The organism is Peribacillus sp. FSL E2-0218, from assembly GCF_037992945.1.
Taxonomy (GTDB): Bacteria; Bacillota; Bacilli; order Bacillales; family DSM-1321; genus Peribacillus; species Peribacillus simplex_B.
The window spans coordinates 2,514,634-2,535,529 of record NZ_CP150304.1 but is presented as its reverse complement, the minus strand read 5'-3'; the positions used below and the strand labels follow the sequence as shown (position 1 = coordinate 2,535,529).

Sequence of the window (20,896 nt, the reverse complement as noted above, 5' to 3'; positions counted from 1 at the left end):
TTGGAGGGTATTCAGGTAAAGGAAGGAGGCTATCCTAATGGGGTAAAGTATCTTCGTTACTAAAAGAAAAAAAGGAGACAGTACGTAAATTGTTAGATCTCCTTTATAAGGGCATGTAAGGGGGCTTAGTTCATGATTCATTCTGTTTTTTAAAATCAATGATTATACGGAACCTTTATTGAGCTCAGTAAGCTTTGAATTAATGGCAAAGATTTTTGCGTTGACGTTTGTAATTCCAAAGCCAGCTAATCTATTAGTGTGCATGAGCAGATATGTTTCAGCCGTTTCTTTCGTTTCAAAAGTGTAGATTCCGCCTGCTTCATTTGTTTCGGGACTTTCTGTCCAGATTTTCCATATGAAGCCCTCTTCTTCATTGATGCTTCTCGCTATATCAGAAAACGCCTCAGCCATTTCATTTCCGAATGGTCCATTCATTTTAAAATCGACTTGTAATACGTATGCCATGGTCATACTTTTTTGTTTTTTTATAGTTGTTAAATAGGATTCCGCTATTTGATTATGGTCTAGTGAAAGCTCTTTTTCAATAAACTCACTTATGAACTTATCTAAATAAATCTTATCCGTTATAGGCCCGCTTTAATGCATTTATATCAATTTTCTTCATTTGATACAGTGCTGTCATGACTCTTGCCGATCTTTCAGGATCCGTGTTGTTAATCATATCCGTAATATTTTCAGGAATTATCTGCCAAGATACTCCGAATTGATCTTTCAGCCAGCCGCAAGCTTGCGCTTTTTCATCTCCGCCTTGTGAAAGATTTTCCCAATAATAATCGACATCTTCTTGAGATTCGCAATGAATGATGAAGGATATCGCCTCTGTGAATTTGAAATGCGGCCCGCCATTCAATGCAATGAATGCCTGTCCTTCCAATTCAAATTCGACCGTCATCACTTTTCCCTCTGACATTCCATGGATTTCCCGACCTACATTGCCATAGTGTGTGATCCTGCCAATCTTCGAATTTTCAAAGATGGACGTATAAAATCTCGCGGCCTCCTCTGCCTGTGTATCGAACCATAGATTTGTTGTGATTTTTTGAAGTTTGTTTTTCATCATTTTCTCCCTTTCGTTTTCATGTTTACATGGACCTTTACTGTATATTATCATCAAGGGACTTCGGCGATCGAACCTGGCATCGTCCGTACAGAAGTTGAAAGCACAAAGAGGATATGGAGATGCTTTCCACGAAAGGAATAGCCCCCATATCCGCAGGGAAATGCCATTAACGTAATGCCGTTATCAGCTGCCGACGTTGACTTGCCAGTTGATTCCGAACTTGTCCGTTACTTGACCGTATAACTTACTCCAAAAGGTTTCTTGAAGCTCCATACGGACCGTGCCGCCTTCTTTTAAGTTATGGAAGATTGATTCGATTTCATCCAGATTATCCGTAACGAATGCGAGGCTGATGTTGTTTCCTTCAATAAAAGGCATACCAGGGAAAACATCGGAAAACATGATATTGCTGCCGCCAATATTCATTCTTGCATGCATGACTAAATTTTTCGCTTCCTCTGGAAGTTTAAATTCAGGGTTCGGCGGGGTTTCCCCAAAGGTCATGAAGTTCGTTGCTTCCGTTCCAAAGACCTCGGCATAAAACTTTACCGCTTCACGACAATTTCCATTAAAATTAAGGTATGCATCAACTGACATTTGTCCCACTCCTTTATTTTTCCTACTTATGGATAGCGTAATCAGGCAGTTTGTTCTCAAATGGTTTTACATTCGTCTTAATCCCTGACGAAAAATTCAGGCGGTTCCATCCCTAGTATCCTAAGATAAATAAACCCTTGTCCTCTATGATGGATTTCATTCTCCAACCCATATTGGATTCTCGCAAAATGGCTTTGAGCGGGGCCAAAGAATGGATCCTTTTCCACTACCTCAAGTGTTTCATCGGTCACTTCCTGCCAAAGTCTCCGTGTATTCTCCCTTACGGCTTCGCAGGCGGATATCAGGGCCTCTTTTGTTGAAATGGCTGCAAACGAATCTTGAAATTCCCATTCATGAAGAGCAATTCCCCGAATATAGGCACTCTCGATGTTCATGATTTCTTTAATCATCTCTGCGAAGGGACGAAGCTTATCAGCAGGTGTATAGTGGAATAGCTCCTCTTTAGGAAAAGCTTCCACCACCCGCATCGTCAATCTTCTGTTACCTTCCAATATCTCAAATAAACCGTCTTTCGAAAGTACCATCCATTCACACTCCCTAGCAAATTAGTCTGTATAGATGTTCTGTGCATAATTGAAAAATCCTGCAAATTCTACCGATAAAAAATAGTTTCTGAAGATTTCTTAAAGTTTAGTTGGGAAAGTAGAAACTCGCAGATAATTGACCTAATATTTGGTATAATCAAAAAGGAGTTAGATCATTCAAACTCTAAAAGACGCTGCAAGCCATAAAAACGCAGGAAATGGAGTGAAGCATATGATCAATAAAGTAGGCCAAATTATGCTATATGTAAATAACCAGGATGAATGCATGAAGTTTTGGACGGGAAAAATGGGTTTTAAGGTAATTTCAGACGAGGATAACGGAACTTTGAGATGGATTGAAATGGCACCTACAACAGAAGCGCAAACGAGCATTATCCTGCACAATAAGGAATTGATCGCTAAAATGCAGCCTGAATTGAACCTTCATACTCCTTCGTTGATGTTTTTCGCGGAAAATCTTGATGCCTTATATAAAGAATTTTCAGATAAGAATATCAAAGTCGGAGACATGGTTACGATGCCTACAGGTAAAGTATTCAATTTTGCCGATAATGAAGATAATTACTTTGCAATCATGGAAAAAAAGTGATTCTAAGATGAATCTTCAAAACGACTAGAAATTCCATTTCTAGTCGTTTTGATTTACAAAATTATCGTTCTCACTCTGCAGGCCTTGGTCCCGCGGCAAGCCCCGAGTTTTCAACCGTCATGATCGGATGGATGGCGATGTCTCCATTCACGTATATTTGACAGGATAGCCGAAGCTGATCCTCGATTCCTTTTTCCTCAAAGGATTTTTTTTCTTCATTTGTTACTTCAGCAAAATCACCTGCCAATATCTCCACTCTGCATGTCGTGCACTTGGCCTTTCCGCCACATCGATGGAGAATATTAACCCCGTTATCTTCCAATGCCAAAACTAACTTCTTACCCATTTCAACTTCAAACGTTCCTCGGTCATAAACCGTTACATAAGGCATTTCAATCCCACCCATTATTTTAAGATTTCACCCATGGTCTCTTCCATATTTATTTCCTTACCTTTCCCAAATGCCAAAAAAAAAATGTGGAGTCCATTCCGAATGGCGGTAAAACGAAGGCAGGGGGAAGATGCTTGTGACTGGCAGCCTATCATTGGATGAATAAATCGGCAGCTCGAAGACAAACATTAATTACATACTACCTATCGATTACACATTAACTGATCAGGATATAATCCAGTTGCAAAGAGAGGCATACTAGTAGGGAGGGGTCTAGCTGTGAAGGATGGAAATTGCGATTTTTCACCCATGAAACAAATATTGAAAGAGGATATCCGCCAAGTGATAGCGGCATTAGAGAATAACCTGGAGGCCATGGGGAATGAAAACGAATGTCTGCTTGGGAGCTTTGAAAAAATCAAGGAAAAATTTGTCTCCATTGATATGAAAGCTGCCACTTTTTATTTAAATTGCTATTTATCTCCTTTCACGGACAAATATCCGGAATTAACACTTTGCGTCCAAAATCTATCCAATCGCAGACATGGTGGGTTGATTGTGATTGAGCGGCAGGATGCACTGGAAACATACATTCAACCGGGTATTGCCATTGGAGCGGAATTAACACACTCTTTATTGGAGTCCATTTTTTTCCCTGGAAATCCGCTTCATGATGGTGCAGTGCTGGTCAGTCATAACCAAATCGCTTCCGCCGCAAATGTTCTTCCGCTTTCAGCCAGATCAACAGAAGGCAAAAAACTGGGAACACGCCACAGGGCTGCCCTAGGATTGACTGAACGAAGCGACGCCCTTGTGTTGGTTGTATCGGAGGAAACAGGACGAGTATCCTTTGCGTTAAATGGAAATATATATCCCATAAATAATCATGGGCTACATTAGAAAATCCCCTTCCCGTATCACACATTAATGGAAGTTCAAAGATACTTGCGTTCCGATTTTCGATTGCCGCTCTTATGTGGGAGATATGAAATGAAATTGTTAACCCGGTCAATTTCACCGGGTTTTTGGTTGCTTTTTATATAAAAAAAGGCATATGATAAATAAGGAGATTCAATCAGATAAGATACAAAACGAAAGAGGATTTTGAGATGATAACTATTAAAAGTGATCGAGAAATACAATTAATGCATGAAGCTGGCAAACTTCTTGCTGCGACGCATAGAGAAATTGCTAAAATGATCAAACCAGGCATCACAACTTGGGAAATCGAGGAATTTGTTGACAAGTACCTTGCAGAACATGGGGCAACGCCGGAGCAAAAGGGCTATAACGGATATAAATACGCAACATGCGCATCGGTGAATGATGTAATATGCCACGGTTTCCCGCAAAAAAAAGCGCTGAAAGAGGGTGACATCGTAACGATTGATATGGTTGTGAACCTGAACGGAGGTTTGGCGGATTCCGCTTGGACATATGCTGTCGGCGAGGTATCAGAAGAAGCACAGCGCTTGATGGATGTAACCAAGAATGCTTTATATAAAGGCATGGAAGTTGCACGGGCAGGAAATCGACTGGGAGATATCGGGCATGCAATCCAATCATATGCCGAGGGTGAAAATTTTTCCGTTGTCCGCGATTTCACAGGGCATGGAATCGGTAAAACGATGCACGAAGACCCAACCGTCCTGCACTATGGTAAACCTGGTAAAGGGGCCCGACTAAAAGAAGGCATGGTCATCACGATCGAGCCTATGCTGAATGCTGGAACTTGGCATATGAAAATGGACCAGGACGGCTGGACGGCGAGAACCGCGGATGGAAAGCTATCCGCCCAATATGAACATACACTCGTCATCACAAAAGATGAACCGATCATCTTGACTGAACAGTAAATTAATAAAAAACGGACCCAACTTACGGGTCCGTTTTTCTTTTGCGTGGAATTTCTCGAGAAGGCGGCACAAACCATCCTTGAAGAGCTTAACGGTAATGACCTTCCATCCGGTTTATCCCAGAAGGTATGGATGGATTTTGATCTTATGAAAACGGGCATTAAGAAATCTCGATGCCCAAAGCATTTTTGCTTCCTTCTTCTTTTTTACATATTATTCCACTAAAAACCTCGTCAGAATAGATCAAATATCCCATCTCCCACCATGTAATGAAGCATGAATAATAGTACAAGGCAGTTAAGCATTAAAAACTTTACTATTATGTGGCAGCACAGGATAATAAGGGAGAAGGATGAAATATTTATTTGCATGGTCATTAGAGATACGAAGGAGGTTTTGGCAGTGAAAAAAGGGGAAAAGCCGTCAGCAACGGTAGAATCGGTCGGGTTAAGCCAGCGGGAATTTTTAACGATTTTTTTACTCCATTCCTTGAAATTAAAGGCGAATTATCCACGGGCGATTCATCAGGACCTGAAGAATACGTTTACTGGGAAAGTGCATAGCTACGACTATTTGTGCAAAATATCCAATATGCTTGTAGAGTCCGATCATTTATCCCTTTACACGAATAAGGGCAGAAATTATTATCAAATTACCGAAAAAGGAAAAGAGCTTCATATATGGTATCAAAAGAATTTCCTCGAGCGGTTTTCCGAAGTGAAAAAGGTCATTGACCGGTTCATGTTCGATTTGCGGGGATCAGGTGAAAATCCCCCAGTTCAAAACGAACTTCCTGAAGAATATCGGTCTTATTTCTCAAAAATAATATCAGTGAAGGATCTTGTTCGGTACATTACATTAAAAGCCGCTTTTACAAAGAAACCTATTTATATGGGGGAAATTGGCGAATTGCTTAAAAATCAGTTCGGGTGGATTGCTTCTAACGGATATTTATACGATTTATCTCACGAAATGGAAGAGAACGGTCTTCTTGTCGGAAGATGGGAAAGCGAAAAACGAACGAAACGTTATTTGAGAATTACGGACGAAGGACAGCACCATTATAAACAAATTGCGGATTCGGCTGCTTTCCAAGTGCAGGAAATCCAAAAATACATGGCGAGTGTCGTGATGTTCTTAAAAGAAAGTGCATGAAGAAGTGAAAGCGTGCCCTTAAGATTGTAAGGAAGTTTCAAATTACATGCTTATCATGAATCTTTAAAGGGTAAAAGTCATTAAAAACACTTCATATCATGGGGGAATGCATAATGGTAGAAAAACACGATGAAATGGGCAGCATATTCAGTTTCATAAAAGGCCAGGTCGACAAACTGCCCATTTCCAATTCCAAAAAGAACAAAATGCTGGATCAGCTTTTAAAGCTTAAAACGATGACGGTCGATGCAAGGGAGCCGCGGATTGCCCTTGTCGGCAGGCGCGGGTCGGGAAAATCCTCATTGATCAATGCGATGTTTGGTCAGGAACGGCAATATGTCAGTTCTGTTAAATCAGGAACGGGTAAAGGGAAATGGCTCTGGTATCCGAGTGATGCCAACCCTAAAATTCGTCTGTTGGACTCCCGGGGATTAGGCGAAAGTGAAGCACCGACAGAGGAATTCGAAGAAGAAAGCCCATTGCAAGAATTGATGAAGGCGGTCACGGAAGAACAGCCCGATGTGTTTCTTTTCTTGATAAAAGCAAAGGAAGCGGACGCGCGGATCGAAGAGGATTTACAAGAGCTGAATAAGCTGCGTATGCTCGTCAAGGAGAAGCACCATTACGATGTCCCAGTCATCTGTGTAGTCACCCAAGTGGATGAATTGGATCCTCCGCATTATAAACAAGCACCTTTTGATGCCAATCCCAAGAAAAAACAGAATATGGAAGAGGCCATGATGTTGATGTCGAAGCGATTTGATGAAAGTGACATTCCGCTCTTGAACATCATTCCCATTTGTTCCTATATTGATTTCGATGAAAGCGGGAATATCGAATATGATATGCGTTGGAACATCGATTTACTTTCGGATTATTTAATCGAGGCCTTACCCAGTGAAGCGAAACTGAAGACAGCCAAAGCGATCCAGAGTCAATTCGTCAAGAGAAAATTTGCGCGAACGATCGTGGGGACCTTTACGGCCATTGCCGGTATTATTGGAGCAGAACCGATTCCTTTTGCCGATTTTCCGATTTTGACGGGAATTCAAGGCTTGATGATCGTGGTCATTGGTTTCATCGCCGATAAAGACATCAATACGAAATCGGCGAGTGAATTCATTGCAGCATTAGGAATCAATGTAGGCATCGGCCTCCTTGTCAGGGAAGGTGTCAGGGCAGCGGTCCGCTTCGTTCCGGTAGCCGGTCTAGCCGTTTCCGGTGCGGTCGCCGGCGGAGTCACCTATGGCATCGGTCAAGCTGCGATTGCCTACTTCATTGAAAACAAGGACATCGACCAGGCAAAAAACGCTTATAAAAACGCCAACAAAAATTTTAAAAATGAGGACATTGAATCCTAATAAGCAGATTCAAATCAGAATCTCCACTAAAGTGATATGATAAAAGGGAGTTCTAGTGGTGAAGGGTTTTGCTGCTGGATGGTTTAGCATATTGCTTATCATAGAAGGGGTGTTCTCCATGCTTTTTTTTCAATCACGGAAGCAACAAGAATATATACAAAGGTTAGAGGAAGCGATACAGCCCTTTGCTGATCGAGCAGAAGCACTCGATACGACAAATGGGTTCCCTTTTGAAAACATTAAAGAATTAAAGGATTTTGGCTATCCAAAGCTAACGCTGGCAAAAGAGTTTGGGGGCCATGGCGGGACATTATATGATTTCCTCCTTTGCCAAGAAAAAATAGCGCAGTATTGCGGCCCCACCGCCTTAGGGATAGGCTGGCACGTCGGGACGGTGCTGTCCTTAATGGAGAGGAAGCCCTGGGAAAAAGGGGTCATGGATCAATTGTTTCACGAAGTGTCAGCGGGCGCCCTCGTCAATACGGCGGCATCAGAGGCCGGGACGGGAAGCCCGACGCGAGGAGGCCGGCCTGAAACGACCGCCACTAAAAAAGGGGAACGATGGATTTTGAATGGCAGAAAGACTTTTACCACTCTTTCCCCCGTCCTGGACATTTTTCTTGTGACAGCATGGGTACCCGAGGATGAGCGGCTAGGTACATTTTTCGTTCATCGCGACGAAGCTGGTGTCGTAATAGAAGAAACTTGGGATATGATTTCCATGCAGGGAACAGGAAGTCATGACTTGGTGTTAAACGACGTGAGCTTGCCTGAAAAGTATTATGTGCAAAAAAGCAACCCTTTGGAAAAACGGAAACCGGAAGCGTGGCTATTACATATACCAGCCTGTTATTTAGGAATTGCAGTAGCTGCGAGAAATCATGCAGTGGAATTCGCCAAAACATATTCTCCCAATAGCTTGCCAGGACCCATAAGGGACCTTCCCAACGTTCAAAGGACAATCGGGGAAATGGAACTGGAGTTAAGTGAGGCGCATCATTTTCTATACTCTGTCGCAGAAAAGTGGGAGCGGAATCCTGAGGATCGTGAAGCATTAGCGACCCAGTTGGGTGCCGTTAAATTATCGGTCACAAACAAAGCGCTCTCCATCGTCGATAAGGCGATGAGGGTAGTTGGTGCCAAAAGCTTGCAACGGCAAAATCCCTTGCAACGCTACTATCGGGATGTTCGTGCAGGGCTTCATAATCCACCAATGGATGATGCGACCATTACGATGCTCGCAAAATCTGCTCTTTATTAAGGAAATGGAAAGCTTCGTTGCACTGGAATGACTAGGTCGTTTCAGTGCTTTTTGCTGTTCATTCCCACATTTCGGATCATCAGGGGACGAGCGTCGCTTTTTCATTTTATCCCATCCTAGTTCCCTTCTCATTCTGATAGTTTTACTAGCTTATCACACTCTATCTTGTTATGATTTATGTACCTTTCTAAATCTTCGAAAAATATCGAAAGTCCGGTGTAAAAATGAATCTCATGACAAAGGATTTGCTGATTAACTTTTTAATTATTCTTTTTCCGATCTTTTTGGCCCATGTAATCTATCTAGTGAAATATGTGTACCGTTTGAAAGCGATAAGGGGATGGTTCTTGGCCATTTTTCCGATTCTTTCACTCATCCTCTGTATGTTATTCCCCGTAGTCACGGAAAAGCATTTCGTTTGGGATCTGCGATGGATTCCTTTTATTTTAGGCGGTCTATATGGCGGCTACAGGTTAGGCATGATATTAATAGTGATCACCCTCCTCATCCGTTATGTAACCGGTGGGGAAAGCGGGTTTTATGTAGCATGCATCACTTTCCCGTTCATCGGCGTTTCCCTATTTTTCATATCGAAATACTATCAAAAAATATCAGTCGGTAAAAAAATCGTCATCGGTGTAGCATTAATCTTTCTTGTCCATATTCTTACAGACTACGTTTCGACCCAAATCTTTGACCTCGTCATAGGGATAAGCCTATGGAAACAGTATTTCATCATCCAAGTGATAGGCATCGTCATCGTCATCATCCTATGGGAGGTGATCATGGCCAATTTCCAGGTGCTTGAAAAACTAGTGAAGGCGGAAAAGCTGCAAATCGTCGGCCACCTGGCAGCAAGCATTTCACATGAAGTCCGTAACCCGCTTACCGTGACCCGGGGATATCTCCAAATGCTAAGGGAAGACGTTTCGCCTCAAACCAAGGTGAAGTATGCAAATATTGCCCTGCAGGAATTAGATCGGGCTACGGACGTCATCAATGATTATTTGACGTTTGCTTCCATATGTCCCGAAAAAATGGAGCGGTTGCGCACATCCGCTGAAATCAATCATGTCGTGAACAGCATCAAGCCATTGGCAAGCAAGAATGGGATTGACTTGAAAATATCCGTTTTTGACGATGAGGCTTACTATGTTGTGGGAGAAAGAAAAAAATTCCAGCAGTGCCTGTTCAATATCATCAAGAACGGGATTGAATCAATGTCTGAAGGAGAACTATCCATCCATCTCCTCCATGCTGCCGCCACCATCCAAATTAAGATTCAAGATCAAGGAAGAGGAATGTCCCAAGAGCAAATAAATCGTTTAGGCGAACCTTATTTCACGACAGAAAATACAGGAACGGGATTAGGGATGATGGTTTCTTACAGCGTAATCAAAAGCATGGATGGTACGATATATGTTTCAAGCGTACAGGGGGAAGGGACCTGTTTCTCTCTTAACCTTCCGATTCATGCCCATGAATCTATGTAATATCCTTGTTAATTGACGGTTCAACGGGGATACATTACAATTTAATCAAACTACCAATTTTTGTGAAATGATTCAATCAAGCATTTGATGCCTAAGGGAGATGATCGAATGAAATCGCTTACGGATGGACAAATCATTTGGGAACCGACTAACGAACAAATCGAGCAAACGGTATTGACTCACTATATGAAATGGTTAAAGGAAAAGGAAGGTTTATCATTTCAAGCTTATCATGAATTATGGAAATGGTCTGTTGATGAATTGGAAGCGTTTTGGGCAACGATTTGGGATTATTGCAAGGTAAAAGCGAATCGGACATATGATGCGATTTTATCAGGGCAGTCCATGCCTGGTGCGAAGTGGTTCGAGGGTTCCAGGCTAAATTATGCGGAAAATGCATTAATGAATGATCAGGATGAGAAAACGGCCATTTTTTTTCGTTCCGAGCACATCAAACGGAAAGAGATCAGCTGGAAAGAACTGAAAGATCAAGTAGCTTCCGTCGCCCATTCACTAAGGAAACTTGGGGTGAAATCCGGTGATCGGGTAGTGGCCTATATGCCGAATATACCTGAGACGGTCATCGCGTTCCTGGCTGTAGCAAGCATCGGTGCGATCTGGTCGAGCTGTTCACCTGACTTCGGGGCAAGAAGTGTCATAGATCGTTTCAAACAGATTGAGCCGGTTGTGTTACTGGCGGTTGATGGATACCGGTACAATGGAAAAGTATATGATAAAACAACGGTCGTTTCCCAGCTAAAGAAAGAGTTGTTCACTGTCAAGCATACTGTACTGGTTCCTTACATAGAAAAAAAGAATATACAAGAAAATCCAGCAGATACCATTCCGTGGGCTGACCTCTTACTGGAACCGGCGGAATTGTCATTTGAAAGTGTTCCATTCGATCACCCGCTTTGGATTCTCTATTCATCAGGTACGACGGGAATGCCCAAACCGATTGTACAAGGGCATGGCGGGATAATATTGGAGCACTTCAAATCGACTAAACTGCATCAAGGCATGTCCACAGAGGATACAGCATTTTGGTTCACGACGACAGGCTGGATGATGTGGAATCTCCTGATGGGCGGCTTGCTTAATGAAGCGACGATCGTCCTTTATGACGGCAGTCCTTCCTTTCCGAATCCAGAGGTGCTTTGGGAGCTGGCTGAAGATTCCGGCATGACCTTCTTCGGAACGAGCGCCCCTTTCCTTACCAATTCCATGAAATTAGGCATCAAACCGATGGGGAAATATGATTTATCAAAATTGAAGGCCCTTTTTTCCACTGGAGCCCCTTTGACGGGTGACGGATACAAATGGGTTTATCAGAATGTCAAGAAGGATATCTGGCTCAGTTCATCCAGTGGCGGAACCGATGTTTGTGCCGGATTTGTTGGCGGGGTTCCGACATTACCGGTAAGAATCGGAGAAATACAGGGCAGGGCGCTCGGTGTTCACGTCGAAGCGTTTGATGAAAGGGGGCAGTCATTGATTAATGAGGTCGGTGAATTGGTGATTACCAAACCGATGCCATCGATGCCGTTATATTTTTGGAATGATCCAAAGGGTACAAGATATCACGAGAGTTATTTCGATGCATATCCCGGCATTTGGAAACATGGTGATTGGATAAAAATTGACGAAAAGGGAAGCTGCATCATTTATGGGCGATCGGACTCGACCATCAACCGTTCCGGAGTCCGGATGGGCACTAGCGATATTTACCGCGTCGTGGAAGCGATTGACGAAGTGATGGAGAGCCTTGTCATCGATAGGGAGGTGCTTGGCCGTGGCTCTTCATTGCTGCTGTTCGTCGTCCTTAAGCCTGATAGCTACCTGGATGCAACGTTAACAGCAGCAATCAACGAACAAATCAGAGGACAATTGTCGCCGCGCTTCGTCCCTGATCACATTTATGCTGTCGAACAAATACCTAAAACACTGAACGGAAAGAAAATGGAAGTCCCGATCCGAAAAGGATTGTTAGGTTTCGAGTTTGATAAAGTGGTGAATGCAGACTCCATGGGCAACCCTGAATCACTTCACTATTTCAAGGATTTAGCCAAGGAGTTAAACGAGAAGAAAATATTCTGAAAGTCAAGGCGGGGCATAGGCTCCGTCTTTTTTCCATCTTGCCATGCGAGTTTGAAAATATCATGTTTTGTAACTCCCACCAATCCGTTGTAAGCGGATACAGATTCCACTATACTTAAGGTAACTTCGAATACCATCCTATTAAATTACTTCACCACATCTTTTCTCACGTTTAACCGTGCATATTTTCAATCATCCATCATGAAGGGATAAACGCAGGATTTGCTTTTTACCAACTTGGAATGGCCTACGGGCAATTATGTAACAAGTCACTTATAAATCCTTGAAGGTTGATACTTGCCTTGCCATTAGAAACTCCTTTACATGCAACTAAAAAATGATGAGGTATACCTGAGCAATGCCGAACAAACCAAACATTGAAAGGGGAATGCCAATTGAAAACACGAATCACTGAAATGTTGGAAATCGAATATCCGATAATCTGCGGGGGGATGTTTCAAGTTGGGCGGGCGCCGCTCGCAGCTGCCGTATCCGAAGCAGGGGGACTTGGCATCATTACTTCGAAAACACAGGCGACACCCGAGCGTCTGCGTGATGAAATACGTAAAGTGAAATCTTTGACAAAAAAGCCCTTCGCCGTGAACCTCAATTTATTTCCAAGTCAAACGGCCACGCCAAATGCTGACTTCATTGATATTTTAGTGGACGAAGACGTGAAAATCGTCGAAACGAGCGGCAGAAGTCCAGAGGGATTGATGCCAAAGCTTAAAGAGCACGGCTTTACCGTGATCCATAAGGTAGCAAGTGTCAAAAATGCGATTTCTGCAGAGAAATTAGGGGTCGATGCCGTAATTATCGTTGGAAATGAAACAGGCGGGCACCCCGGCATGGGGGATGTAGGAACGCTTGTCATGCTGCCTAGGGTCGTCGATTCCGTTTCCATACCCGTTATTGCGGGAGGGGGCTTTTCAGATGGCAGAGGCCTTGTTAGTGCCTTGTCACTGGGGGCTGAGGGTATCGTTATGGGAACCCGCTTCATGGCCACAAAAGAAGCTCCCATTCATGATCATGTTAAAGACTGGATGGTATCGGCAAATGAAATGGATACGGTCGTCATTCAAAGAAATATAGGAAGCCCATCGCGGGTAGCGTTGAATGCTGTCAGTAAAGAAGTGGACCGACTCGAAAATGAAGGAGCCACGATAGAAGCCTTAATTCCGCTCATTACAGGTCAAAGAAGCAAAAAAGTATACTTTGAGGGAGATTTGGATGGAGGTATCTGGTCGTGCGGACAATCCGTCGGACTGATTAAGGAAATATTGACTGTCGATGAACTGATCAAGCAAATCGTCCATGAGGCACATAACTCGCTCGAATCCGTCCAAACCAGGCTTGAATCGATCCGTACATGAATCTTGACGCAAGGGTTTCAGGGGATTATACCGTCGGGAGTCGATGACAATCATAGCTTCAAGCTTTTCACCAAGATGTTTGATATTAATATTGACTGGTTGCATACCTTTTGCCATGGTCTTAAGAATGTTGGTTGGATCCATCCATTCGGGATTCAGTATTGTAGTGCCAAGGGGGGTGAATCACATGATTTGGGCATTCATCATTTTATTTTTAGCTGCATTTACAATGGGTCTCATCGGGGCACCATCATGGGGACTTTTTATCTTGATGTTCCTTTTTTTGGCTTACCTTTTCAGGTTTTACTATTATCACGTTCTTTTTGGAAAAAATGCAGAAAAAATCAAGCATTACGTAAGCAAATCAAAAATACCGCATTATCGATTCATTTACCAGCTCCTATACGGTAATGAAGCAGAAGCGGAAAAAACATTGAATCGCATCAAACAGAAAACAGCCAAAAATCAGGCAAACGTCATGCTCCTTACTAAGCAAGAAAAGTACAAAGAGGCAAAAGAACTCTTATCAAAAATGAAGGATAACAAAGTCAAGTTCTATTATGGTGCGGTCATTTCCCTTCACGAGGGTAACCAACACGCCTACAACTCTTATAAAGAGCAAATCAAGGATAACGTATACCTCTCCTGGCTTAAGGCAGAGGAATACGTTCTTGAAGGAAACACAAATGAGGCAATAGAAATAGTGGATAAACAGATCAAACACTTAAGAGGGTTAAAATTACTTTCTGCCGTACATTATAGGGATTCAATGACTCAGGATGTTTAAATGAAGGTTTCCCTTATGACATATGGCGAAGAATATTTCGGATGGACCCCGAACTGAGATAATGCATAAGTCTGGTAATTGTAATGATAAATTGTTCACTTGATCTATCCACTTACTGTGAAGAAACATAAGTGTAATAAGGAACTACCGATACATGAGATTGATCCATGGCTAGTCTATGGTCAACCTATCGTAACAGACTTTGGCCGTATTTTTGCAAAAAAGGAAAAAGTATATGATTGGCAGACAAATTCAAGGAAATGGAGGGGGAAATGGATAAGTTTAGCGAGTTTATTAAAATTGCAAAAAAACTAAATGAGATGGGAATGATTCCATTATTGACGGGTTCAACTGGTTTAGAAGTCCTTACAGGAATAAGCTGGGATGCTCAAGACGTGCGGAAACATCAATACATAAACGGAGGCTGATCAAAAAAGATTTCAATAACCCCATAATTGCATGATGGTCTTATAAAGGGGCTCGTTGGATAACTAGGCATGAGTGGTCTAATGTGGAGTTACAAGTCATATACAGCAATTGTAGTCCATTTATGCGACATTTATTTCTCAATGGACCAAGATGTGTACGCAGGAGCATTTTTAGAACTCGGATCATACTTGAATATGTCATACATTATCATGATCCAGATTTTTGAGTTAATTCAATAATGAAAAGATAGATTAGGTTGGGCGTCGATTGGCCTAGCTCACGAAATCCATCCTATCGTAATTCTTTCAAGCGGTAAGCGGATTCATCGAATAGCCTGCTATGAATGTCATTTTATAAGCGGAGATAATACGTTGCAGTAAACAAAAGAGGATGTGTTTTTAACAGGCAAGGGGTAGTTTTGAGTGGTAAACAAATGAAGCATTCAGTAATTTTATTATATTTGTATAATTTTATCACGGTGTTAACCCGTGATTTTTCTCACTTCGGCATTATTTTTATATTTTAATATAACAATATGTCTTAAATACAGAATTTCTGCAGCAAAAAACTCTTTTTAGTCCCAGCGTATAAAAGATTGAAGGGAAGCATTCGAAAAATGAAGAAAAAGATTGGTTGGACACTTGCCATGATTGCACTTTTGATTGGCGGTAGCGTACTTTATTATTTCGGAACTTTATCACTCTACGAAACAAACGAAGATTAATACGAATTCCCTGTACCTAAAAATGCTGAGCTCACAAAGGAAAGTGAGTACGGTAAGAACTATGATTGGTCAAGGGCTTCTGAAGAGAACGGCATTCCATCTAGCTATGAATGGGCCATTAAAGCGAATGGGTGGAAAAAAGGAGAAAGAGAAGGGGCATCCGTTTTCTATACTAAGGGTGACCATACGATCGATGTAATCTCTACAACCAAGAAACTGGATATTCTAAGAGTGAAATAATTAAGTACCTGAACCATATAAGAAATGTCATGGATTGGATCACATGATTCAATCCTAATCATTATCTGGAATTAACTGATAATGATTAGGATTAAATACATAAAGACATTGAATTGCTAATGGAGCATATTTAAAATTTTGTTATTCAAAATAAAGCGCAAATGACATTCAAGGCAATATATCAAAATAAAGGAATTACAAAAAAATAAATAAAATCGATCAGCAAATTAGAATGGATAAATGTAAAGAATAAATATGAATTAGATTAAGTTGAACCAAAATCAATGTTTTGTCTCACTAAGTTAAGTATTCTTGAGATATGAGATATTATTAAAGATTAAAATACAACTTCCTATAATATATATTATGTAAACTAGAATAAAATTATTCATCAACTAACCAAAAACTCCCGTTCCCTTTTTCTTCGTTATTACTGGCTGTTATCTTGATTAAAGATCTATTCAATGCTGCTTCCAATGACTCTTAGGATTCGAAATAACTTATACATGTTATATTCCTAGCAGACTCCCATCGTCCTGTGAACAGTTTTTTGTGCAAACTTAGGCTATACTTCATCGCATTAGATCAAAACCGCTAAAGGTCCGCATTTTTTGCTTAATGACGTGGCGTCTGACTTTAAATCATTTCAGGTACCATATCCAGGAATTTACCATAATCAATCTATGGCTCCACTTATTAATGATTTGTTAAGAGATAATCCGCGCCCATATTATTAATGCAACTCCAATAGAAAAAAACTTCCATACCGATGAAAGCTGACTAACAGGCTCATGTCTATGATAATAAAAAGTTTTTACTCACCAATTTTCGTTATTGGATAGCCAACAACTATATTTTAACCCCGTCCTATATTTAGAACGGGTTCCGCTTTTACCATTTTACTCGGTGTATTCCTTAATGAATTATAGTCTAACCTTAACCTCTGTACCGTCCTTGGCCTTGACATCCACCAGCACCAGTCCCTTGTGATTTTTCAGTTCCTCGACGATCGGCTTTAGCATATTTTTGTCTATTAGGGGAAAGGTAAAGTCCAGTTTTTTTCTTTCGAAGGGCTCTTTTGTCCATTTGTTTGCCATTTGCTGAACGAATCTTGAAGTCAAAATTGAGATCCCAATGTTTAAAATCACATATGGAACCGGGATGGAAAACCGAACGTCCTTTACTTTCACCTTTACATGCATCATAAGTAAATCCTAATCAATGAATACGGAAACGGTATCGCCGTTTGCCGATTTAATATCAACGATTTGACCATCCAATTCGTTTTCGATTGCCTCTACAATCAGGTTTATGTCTATATCTTTCATGTACTTTTCCGATTGCGGTATACTTGCTGTGATGCTGTGTCCGGCCATTAATACGAGCTTGACGAGTTTTATCGGCAAATTGACCGTAACGTTATCGTTTTCAATAAAATAAGTTGGTTACTTAATCGGTCTTAATGTTGTTACTCATTCATTAATACTATTTTTTTACCTGTCTCTGCAGAATCTTGAATCGCATCTATCAACTGATGCAACTTAACAGCGTCATTAAAATTAGGAATTTGACTTTTGTTTTCTAATATATCTCTCGCTAAAAGATTATATGCATTTTCAACATATCCTGCTGGACTACTATCTTCTTTGTAGGATAGTTTTATTTCTTCCAAATAGACATCATCAGTTTCAGTAAAGGAGGAAAAGTTAGAATGTGTAATCTTTTCGATTTTGAGATTTCCAAATTGTACATGACCTGAAGAATTATGTTGTTTTAATCGAAAAACACCTTTTTCTCCTCTAATCTCTAAATGAAAATTTGGATAAACCCCACCTTGAATATGAACAGATGCCGAAGTACCATCAATGAGTGTCCCGTGTATTAATATTTGATCAGCTGTGTTTTTAGGTGTTTTTATACCAGTTTCTTGTATGATTGCTTCTGTATAATTCACATTCATAGTAGCTGATAATTCTTTAAAATCACTCAGAATATAGCAAAGAACATCGAGAGAGTGCCCTCCATTAATTGTAAGTAAATTTGCTCCATTTTCTTTTTTTAATAGATAGTCGCTTCTTTGGTCCGTTATTTTCCCTTTTCCTTGAGTAGCTACTTGCATTGTGCAGGATAGTATCTTACCAATCTCACCTTGTTTTATTGCTTGTTTCAAATAATTCACTTCTGGAGATTGTCTTGCTTGCAATCCAATGGCATGGTGAATATTTGCTTGATCAGCTAAATTGGCCAAATCTTTAGCTTGTATGGTGTCTATGCCTAAAGGCCATTCACAGTAGAGATGTTTATTTTCCTTTATGGCAGCGATAGAAGCTTCATAATGGAAAGGAACTTTTATACTAACTACTACCAAATCAACATCTTTAGATTTTGCTAATTCCTTATAACTTGTAAAAGCCAGAGGAGCATTAATCATCGTAGCACTTTTTTTCGCGGTTTCCATTTTCGATGTTCCAATCGCCATTATTTGAAAAAAAGGACTTTCCTTAAGTACTGGAATATGTGTTTTACTAGCCCACTGATTATTCAAAGACCCGCCTATAATCCCTACATTTATCAATTTGTCCCTCATAATTTATCCCTCCAAAACTTTATAGTTATCCCAGGCTAAGTTTAGTAAAAAGGTATTCATTACCCCGGAATAATAAGAACAACTAACACCTATCGCAGTGTCAGTTTTGTATGGTTACTAAAATTCCTTCATCGAAGTAAAGATACTTATCATTTGGATTTACCCATTGCTCAATCGTGCCACTTTGAGTGGCAGTATTATTTATTTCTTGAGGTTAACCCCAACCTTCTAACAAAATTTCTTCAACAGTCATACAGCTGTCGAAGATTCCAGATAACTACATAACTGTGTCAGGAAAGCGGATGGCATCCCGCACGGAAAAGACGGGAATGTGGTGCATGCCAAATCAATATTTCCTCTTCCATGGAAAATCCCCATACATTGCGGGACTTATCGGGCGTGCCTTTTGTGCTTACAGCAAGCGAAACCCTCACCATGACGGGATGACGGGAACTTGCTGACCTGGAGTTTGTAAAAAGCTGAGTTGTGTATATTCGGCCATGGAATGAATCGTCTCAAAATAAACAAAAGTTCCATATTACGTTAGCCTTGGGAGGGTCCATCATTCATCCCTTGGATGAAGGTTTAAGAGCAGCCATTTTTTTTGTTAGGTATGATTGATTTCTGCACTTGATCAGTACCTGCTCTTGCCCATTTCGCCCTACAAGCAACAAACTTTTCAGTATCGTCTTGCCTAGTTGCTGGTTATTGGGTGAAGGAGGTTTTCCCTCCAACTGATACCAGCCATTGTTTTTTTTCATGCTCCTACCTCCTATGTCCACAGGTTATTACTCTCCATTATGTATGTTAACCATCTTGCTATTATGTCTTTATAGGACTATTGAGGCGAAGAGTGGTTTAAATGCCAAGCAGTAAGGTTAGTGAGCAAAGACGGTGACAAACAAAAACCCTTGCTGATGAACAAGGGTTTTTGTTTGTCATTGCGAATACCGTGGTGCACGGTTTATGATCTCACTTCATTAAAAAATTGTGGCAAGTCTTCTTTATGAGCTTCTAGCATTTCATCCAATATTTTCTTGGCAATGGTGTCCGAAGGCACGAGTGGATTGATCGTCATCGCTACTAACGCTGTTCGATAATCCCCAGTGACGGCCGCTTCTGCAGCCATTCTCTCGAAGGATTTAATTTGCTGGACCAATCCACGAACCGCTACTGGCAGGTCTCCGATGGCAATCGGTTTTGGTCCCTCCTTCGTGATCACACAGCTTATTTCAATCGCCGACTCGTCCGGGATGCTTGCAATGGCACCATTATTCCTTGTATTGACAGGCTGAATGTCCCGCTTATCATTATAAATCGAATTGATGAGGCTGCACGCCGCTTCGCTGTAATACGCTCCGCCCCGCTTTTCCAATTGAGGCGGTTTTACATTCAGTTCTGGATCTTTATACAATTCGAATAAGTCCTTTTCCAGTTGCTGGACCACTTCGGCGCGCGTTCCTTTTGTTACTGAAGACTCCTTTTCCTCGGCAAGCATTTCATCTGTTTTAAAATAATAACGGTGGTAACCACATGGGATAAGGCCGATTCCTTTAATGAAATCACGATCCCAGGCAAAGCCAGCGATATTTTTCATCGTCATTTCATTTTCCGGATTTCCAAGCGCCTTTATCACCTGGTCCTTCACGCTTTTTCCGTCCAGATAAACATCAAGACCGAATACCATATGATTCAACCCGGCAAAATCGACCTGAACCCTGCTGTCATCAACATCAAGCGCTTTGGCAATGCCCATTTTCATTCCGATCGGCACGTTGCATAAGCCCACAACCTTTTTGATCGGACTATATCTTAAGACAGCCTCGGTAACCATTCCAGCTGGATTGGTAAAGTTCACAAGCCAGGCGTCGGGACATAGCTCCTCCATATCTTTGCAAATGTCAAGGATCACCGGTATCGTCCTAAGTCCTTTGAAAAGTCCTCCTGGCCCATTCGTCTCCTGCCCGATCACATCGTATTTCAAAGGGATCCTCTCGTCCTTAGCTCTTGCGTCAAGGAGGCCGACCCGGAATTGGGTCGTGACAAAATCCGCATCCTTCAGTGCCTCTCGCCGGTTGAGGGTAAGATGTATGTCAATGGGCAGACCTGCCTTTTCCACCATTCTTTTCGCAAGATTCCCTACAATGTTCAGTTTGTCCTTTCCTTTGTTTATATCAACAAGCCAGATTTCACGAACTGGAAGCTCGTCATAGCGTTTGATGAAGCCTTCGATCAATTCGGGTGTGTAGCTTGAACCCCCGCCTATTGTCACGATTTTTATCCCTTTTTTCATAACGACACCCCACCAT

20 protein-coding genes and 2 pseudogenes are annotated in these 20,896 nt (G+C 41.4%); 11 read left to right on the top strand and 11 right to left on the bottom strand.

Features of this window, described 5'->3' with window-relative positions; translation table 11 throughout:
- Positions 1–162 precede the first annotated feature (162 nt).
- From MHI53_RS12190 to MHI53_RS12175, 4 genes are all read right to left on the bottom strand, one after another.
- On the bottom strand, positions 163–465 hold the full coding sequence (locus MHI53_RS12190; protein ID WP_340373598.1) for a monooxygenase: 303 nt from the start codon (positions 463–465) through the stop codon (positions 163–165).
- A 112-nt stretch (positions 466–577) separates the two neighbouring features.
- Entirely contained in the window at positions 578–1,078 is a 501-nt protein-coding gene (locus MHI53_RS12185; protein WP_340373597.1) for a VOC family protein, read from the bottom strand.
- A gap of 186 nt (positions 1,079–1,264) precedes the next feature.
- Entirely contained in the window at positions 1,265–1,678 is a 414-nt protein-coding gene (locus MHI53_RS12180) for a VOC family protein (protein WP_061142857.1), read from the bottom strand.
- A 77-nt stretch (positions 1,679–1,755) separates the two neighbouring features.
- The gene (locus MHI53_RS12175) at positions 1,756–2,223 is read right to left on the bottom strand and encodes a DinB family protein (protein ID WP_061142856.1); all 468 of its coding nucleotides are present in this window, start codon (positions 2,221–2,223) and stop codon (positions 1,756–1,758) included.
- A 232-nt stretch (positions 2,224–2,455) separates the two neighbouring features.
- Between MHI53_RS12175 and MHI53_RS12170 the strand changes: the two genes are divergently transcribed.
- Entirely contained in the window at positions 2,456–2,833 is a 378-nt protein-coding gene (locus MHI53_RS12170) for a VOC family protein (protein WP_340373596.1), read from the top strand.
- 70 nt (positions 2,834–2,903) lie between these two features.
- Here the strand turns inward: MHI53_RS12170 and MHI53_RS12165 are convergent, their stop codons facing one another.
- Positions 2,904–3,224, bottom strand: coding sequence for a 2Fe-2S iron-sulfur cluster-binding protein (locus MHI53_RS12165; protein WP_340373595.1), 321 nt, complete (start codon positions 3,222–3,224; stop codon positions 2,904–2,906).
- Between the two features lie 279 nt (positions 3,225–3,503).
- Between MHI53_RS12165 and cdaS the strand changes: the two genes are divergently transcribed.
- The 10 genes from cdaS to MHI53_RS12115 all read left to right on the top strand — a co-directional run bounded on the left by cdaS (position 3,504) and on the right by MHI53_RS12115 (position 15,035).
- A complete protein-coding gene (cdaS, locus tag MHI53_RS12160; RefSeq protein WP_340373594.1) occupies positions 3,504–4,124 on the top strand; it encodes a sporulation-specific diadenylate cyclase CdaS in 621 nt (206 codons plus the stop codon).
- Between the two features lie 209 nt (positions 4,125–4,333).
- Positions 4,334–5,080, top strand: coding sequence for a type I methionyl aminopeptidase (gene map, locus MHI53_RS12155; protein WP_340373593.1), 747 nt, complete (start codon positions 4,334–4,336; stop codon positions 5,078–5,080).
- Positions 5,081–5,482: 402 nt separating this feature from the next.
- Entirely contained in the window at positions 5,483–6,235 is a 753-nt protein-coding gene (locus tag MHI53_RS12150; protein ID WP_340373592.1) for a helix-turn-helix transcriptional regulator, read from the top strand.
- Between the two features lie 113 nt (positions 6,236–6,348).
- Positions 6,349–7,596, top strand: coding sequence for a GTPase (locus tag MHI53_RS12145; RefSeq protein WP_061142851.1), 1,248 nt, complete (start codon positions 6,349–6,351; stop codon positions 7,594–7,596).
- 118 nt (positions 7,597–7,714) lie between these two features.
- Positions 7,715–8,857, top strand: a complete 1,143-nt coding sequence (locus tag MHI53_RS12140) for an acyl-CoA dehydrogenase family protein (RefSeq protein WP_340373591.1) — start codon at positions 7,715–7,717, stop codon at positions 8,855–8,857.
- A 224-nt stretch (positions 8,858–9,081) separates the two neighbouring features.
- A complete protein-coding gene (locus MHI53_RS12135; protein WP_340373590.1) occupies positions 9,082–10,350 on the top strand; it encodes a HAMP domain-containing sensor histidine kinase in 1,269 nt (422 codons plus the stop codon).
- Positions 10,351–10,458: 108 nt separating this feature from the next.
- Positions 10,459–12,447 (top strand): acetoacetate--CoA ligase, encoded by a 1,989-nt coding sequence (locus MHI53_RS12130; protein ID WP_340373589.1) that lies wholly within the window; start codon positions 10,459–10,461, stop codon positions 12,445–12,447.
- Positions 12,448–12,824: 377 nt separating this feature from the next.
- Positions 12,825–13,820, top strand: a complete 996-nt coding sequence (locus MHI53_RS12125; protein WP_340373588.1) for a nitronate monooxygenase — start codon at positions 12,825–12,827, stop codon at positions 13,818–13,820.
- A gap of 187 nt (positions 13,821–14,007) precedes the next feature.
- Positions 14,008–14,607 carry a hypothetical protein gene (locus tag MHI53_RS12120; protein ID WP_340373587.1) on the top strand — a complete coding sequence of 200 codons (600 nt, stop codon included), beginning with the start codon at positions 14,008–14,010 and terminating at the stop codon, positions 14,605–14,607.
- A 272-nt stretch (positions 14,608–14,879) separates the two neighbouring features.
- Positions 14,880–15,035: a hypothetical protein gene (locus tag MHI53_RS12115; protein ID WP_340373586.1), complete on the top strand. Its 156-nt coding sequence runs from the start codon at positions 14,880–14,882 to the stop codon at positions 15,033–15,035.
- 1,888 nt (positions 15,036–16,923) lie between these two features.
- Here the strand turns inward: MHI53_RS12115 and MHI53_RS12110 are convergent.
- The 6 genes and pseudogenes from MHI53_RS12110 to MHI53_RS12085 all read right to left on the bottom strand — a co-directional run bounded on the left by MHI53_RS12110 (position 16,924) and on the right by MHI53_RS12085 (position 20,880).
- Positions 16,924–17,205 (bottom strand): hypothetical protein, encoded by a 282-nt coding sequence (locus MHI53_RS12110; protein WP_061142846.1) that lies wholly within the window; start codon positions 17,203–17,205, stop codon positions 16,924–16,926.
- A gap of 9 nt (positions 17,206–17,214) precedes the next feature.
- Positions 17,215–17,430, bottom strand: a pseudogene (locus MHI53_RS12105) (hypothetical protein); the annotation flags it as partial.
- A gap of 38 nt (positions 17,431–17,468) precedes the next feature.
- Entirely contained in the window at positions 17,469–18,587 is a 1,119-nt protein-coding gene (locus tag MHI53_RS12100) for a Gfo/Idh/MocA family oxidoreductase (RefSeq protein WP_340373585.1), read from the bottom strand.
- Between the two features lie 283 nt (positions 18,588–18,870).
- Positions 18,871–19,125, bottom strand: a pseudogene (locus MHI53_RS12095) (catalase); the annotation flags it as partial.
- Positions 19,126–19,153: 28 nt separating this feature from the next.
- Positions 19,154–19,348, bottom strand: a complete 195-nt coding sequence (locus MHI53_RS12090) for a hypothetical protein (RefSeq protein ID WP_340373584.1) — start codon at positions 19,346–19,348, stop codon at positions 19,154–19,156.
- 203 nt (positions 19,349–19,551) lie between these two features.
- Positions 19,552–20,880, bottom strand: coding sequence for a 6-phospho-beta-glucosidase (locus MHI53_RS12085; protein WP_340373583.1), 1,329 nt, complete (start codon positions 20,878–20,880; stop codon positions 19,552–19,554).
- Positions 20,881–20,896: the final 16 nt, after the last annotated feature.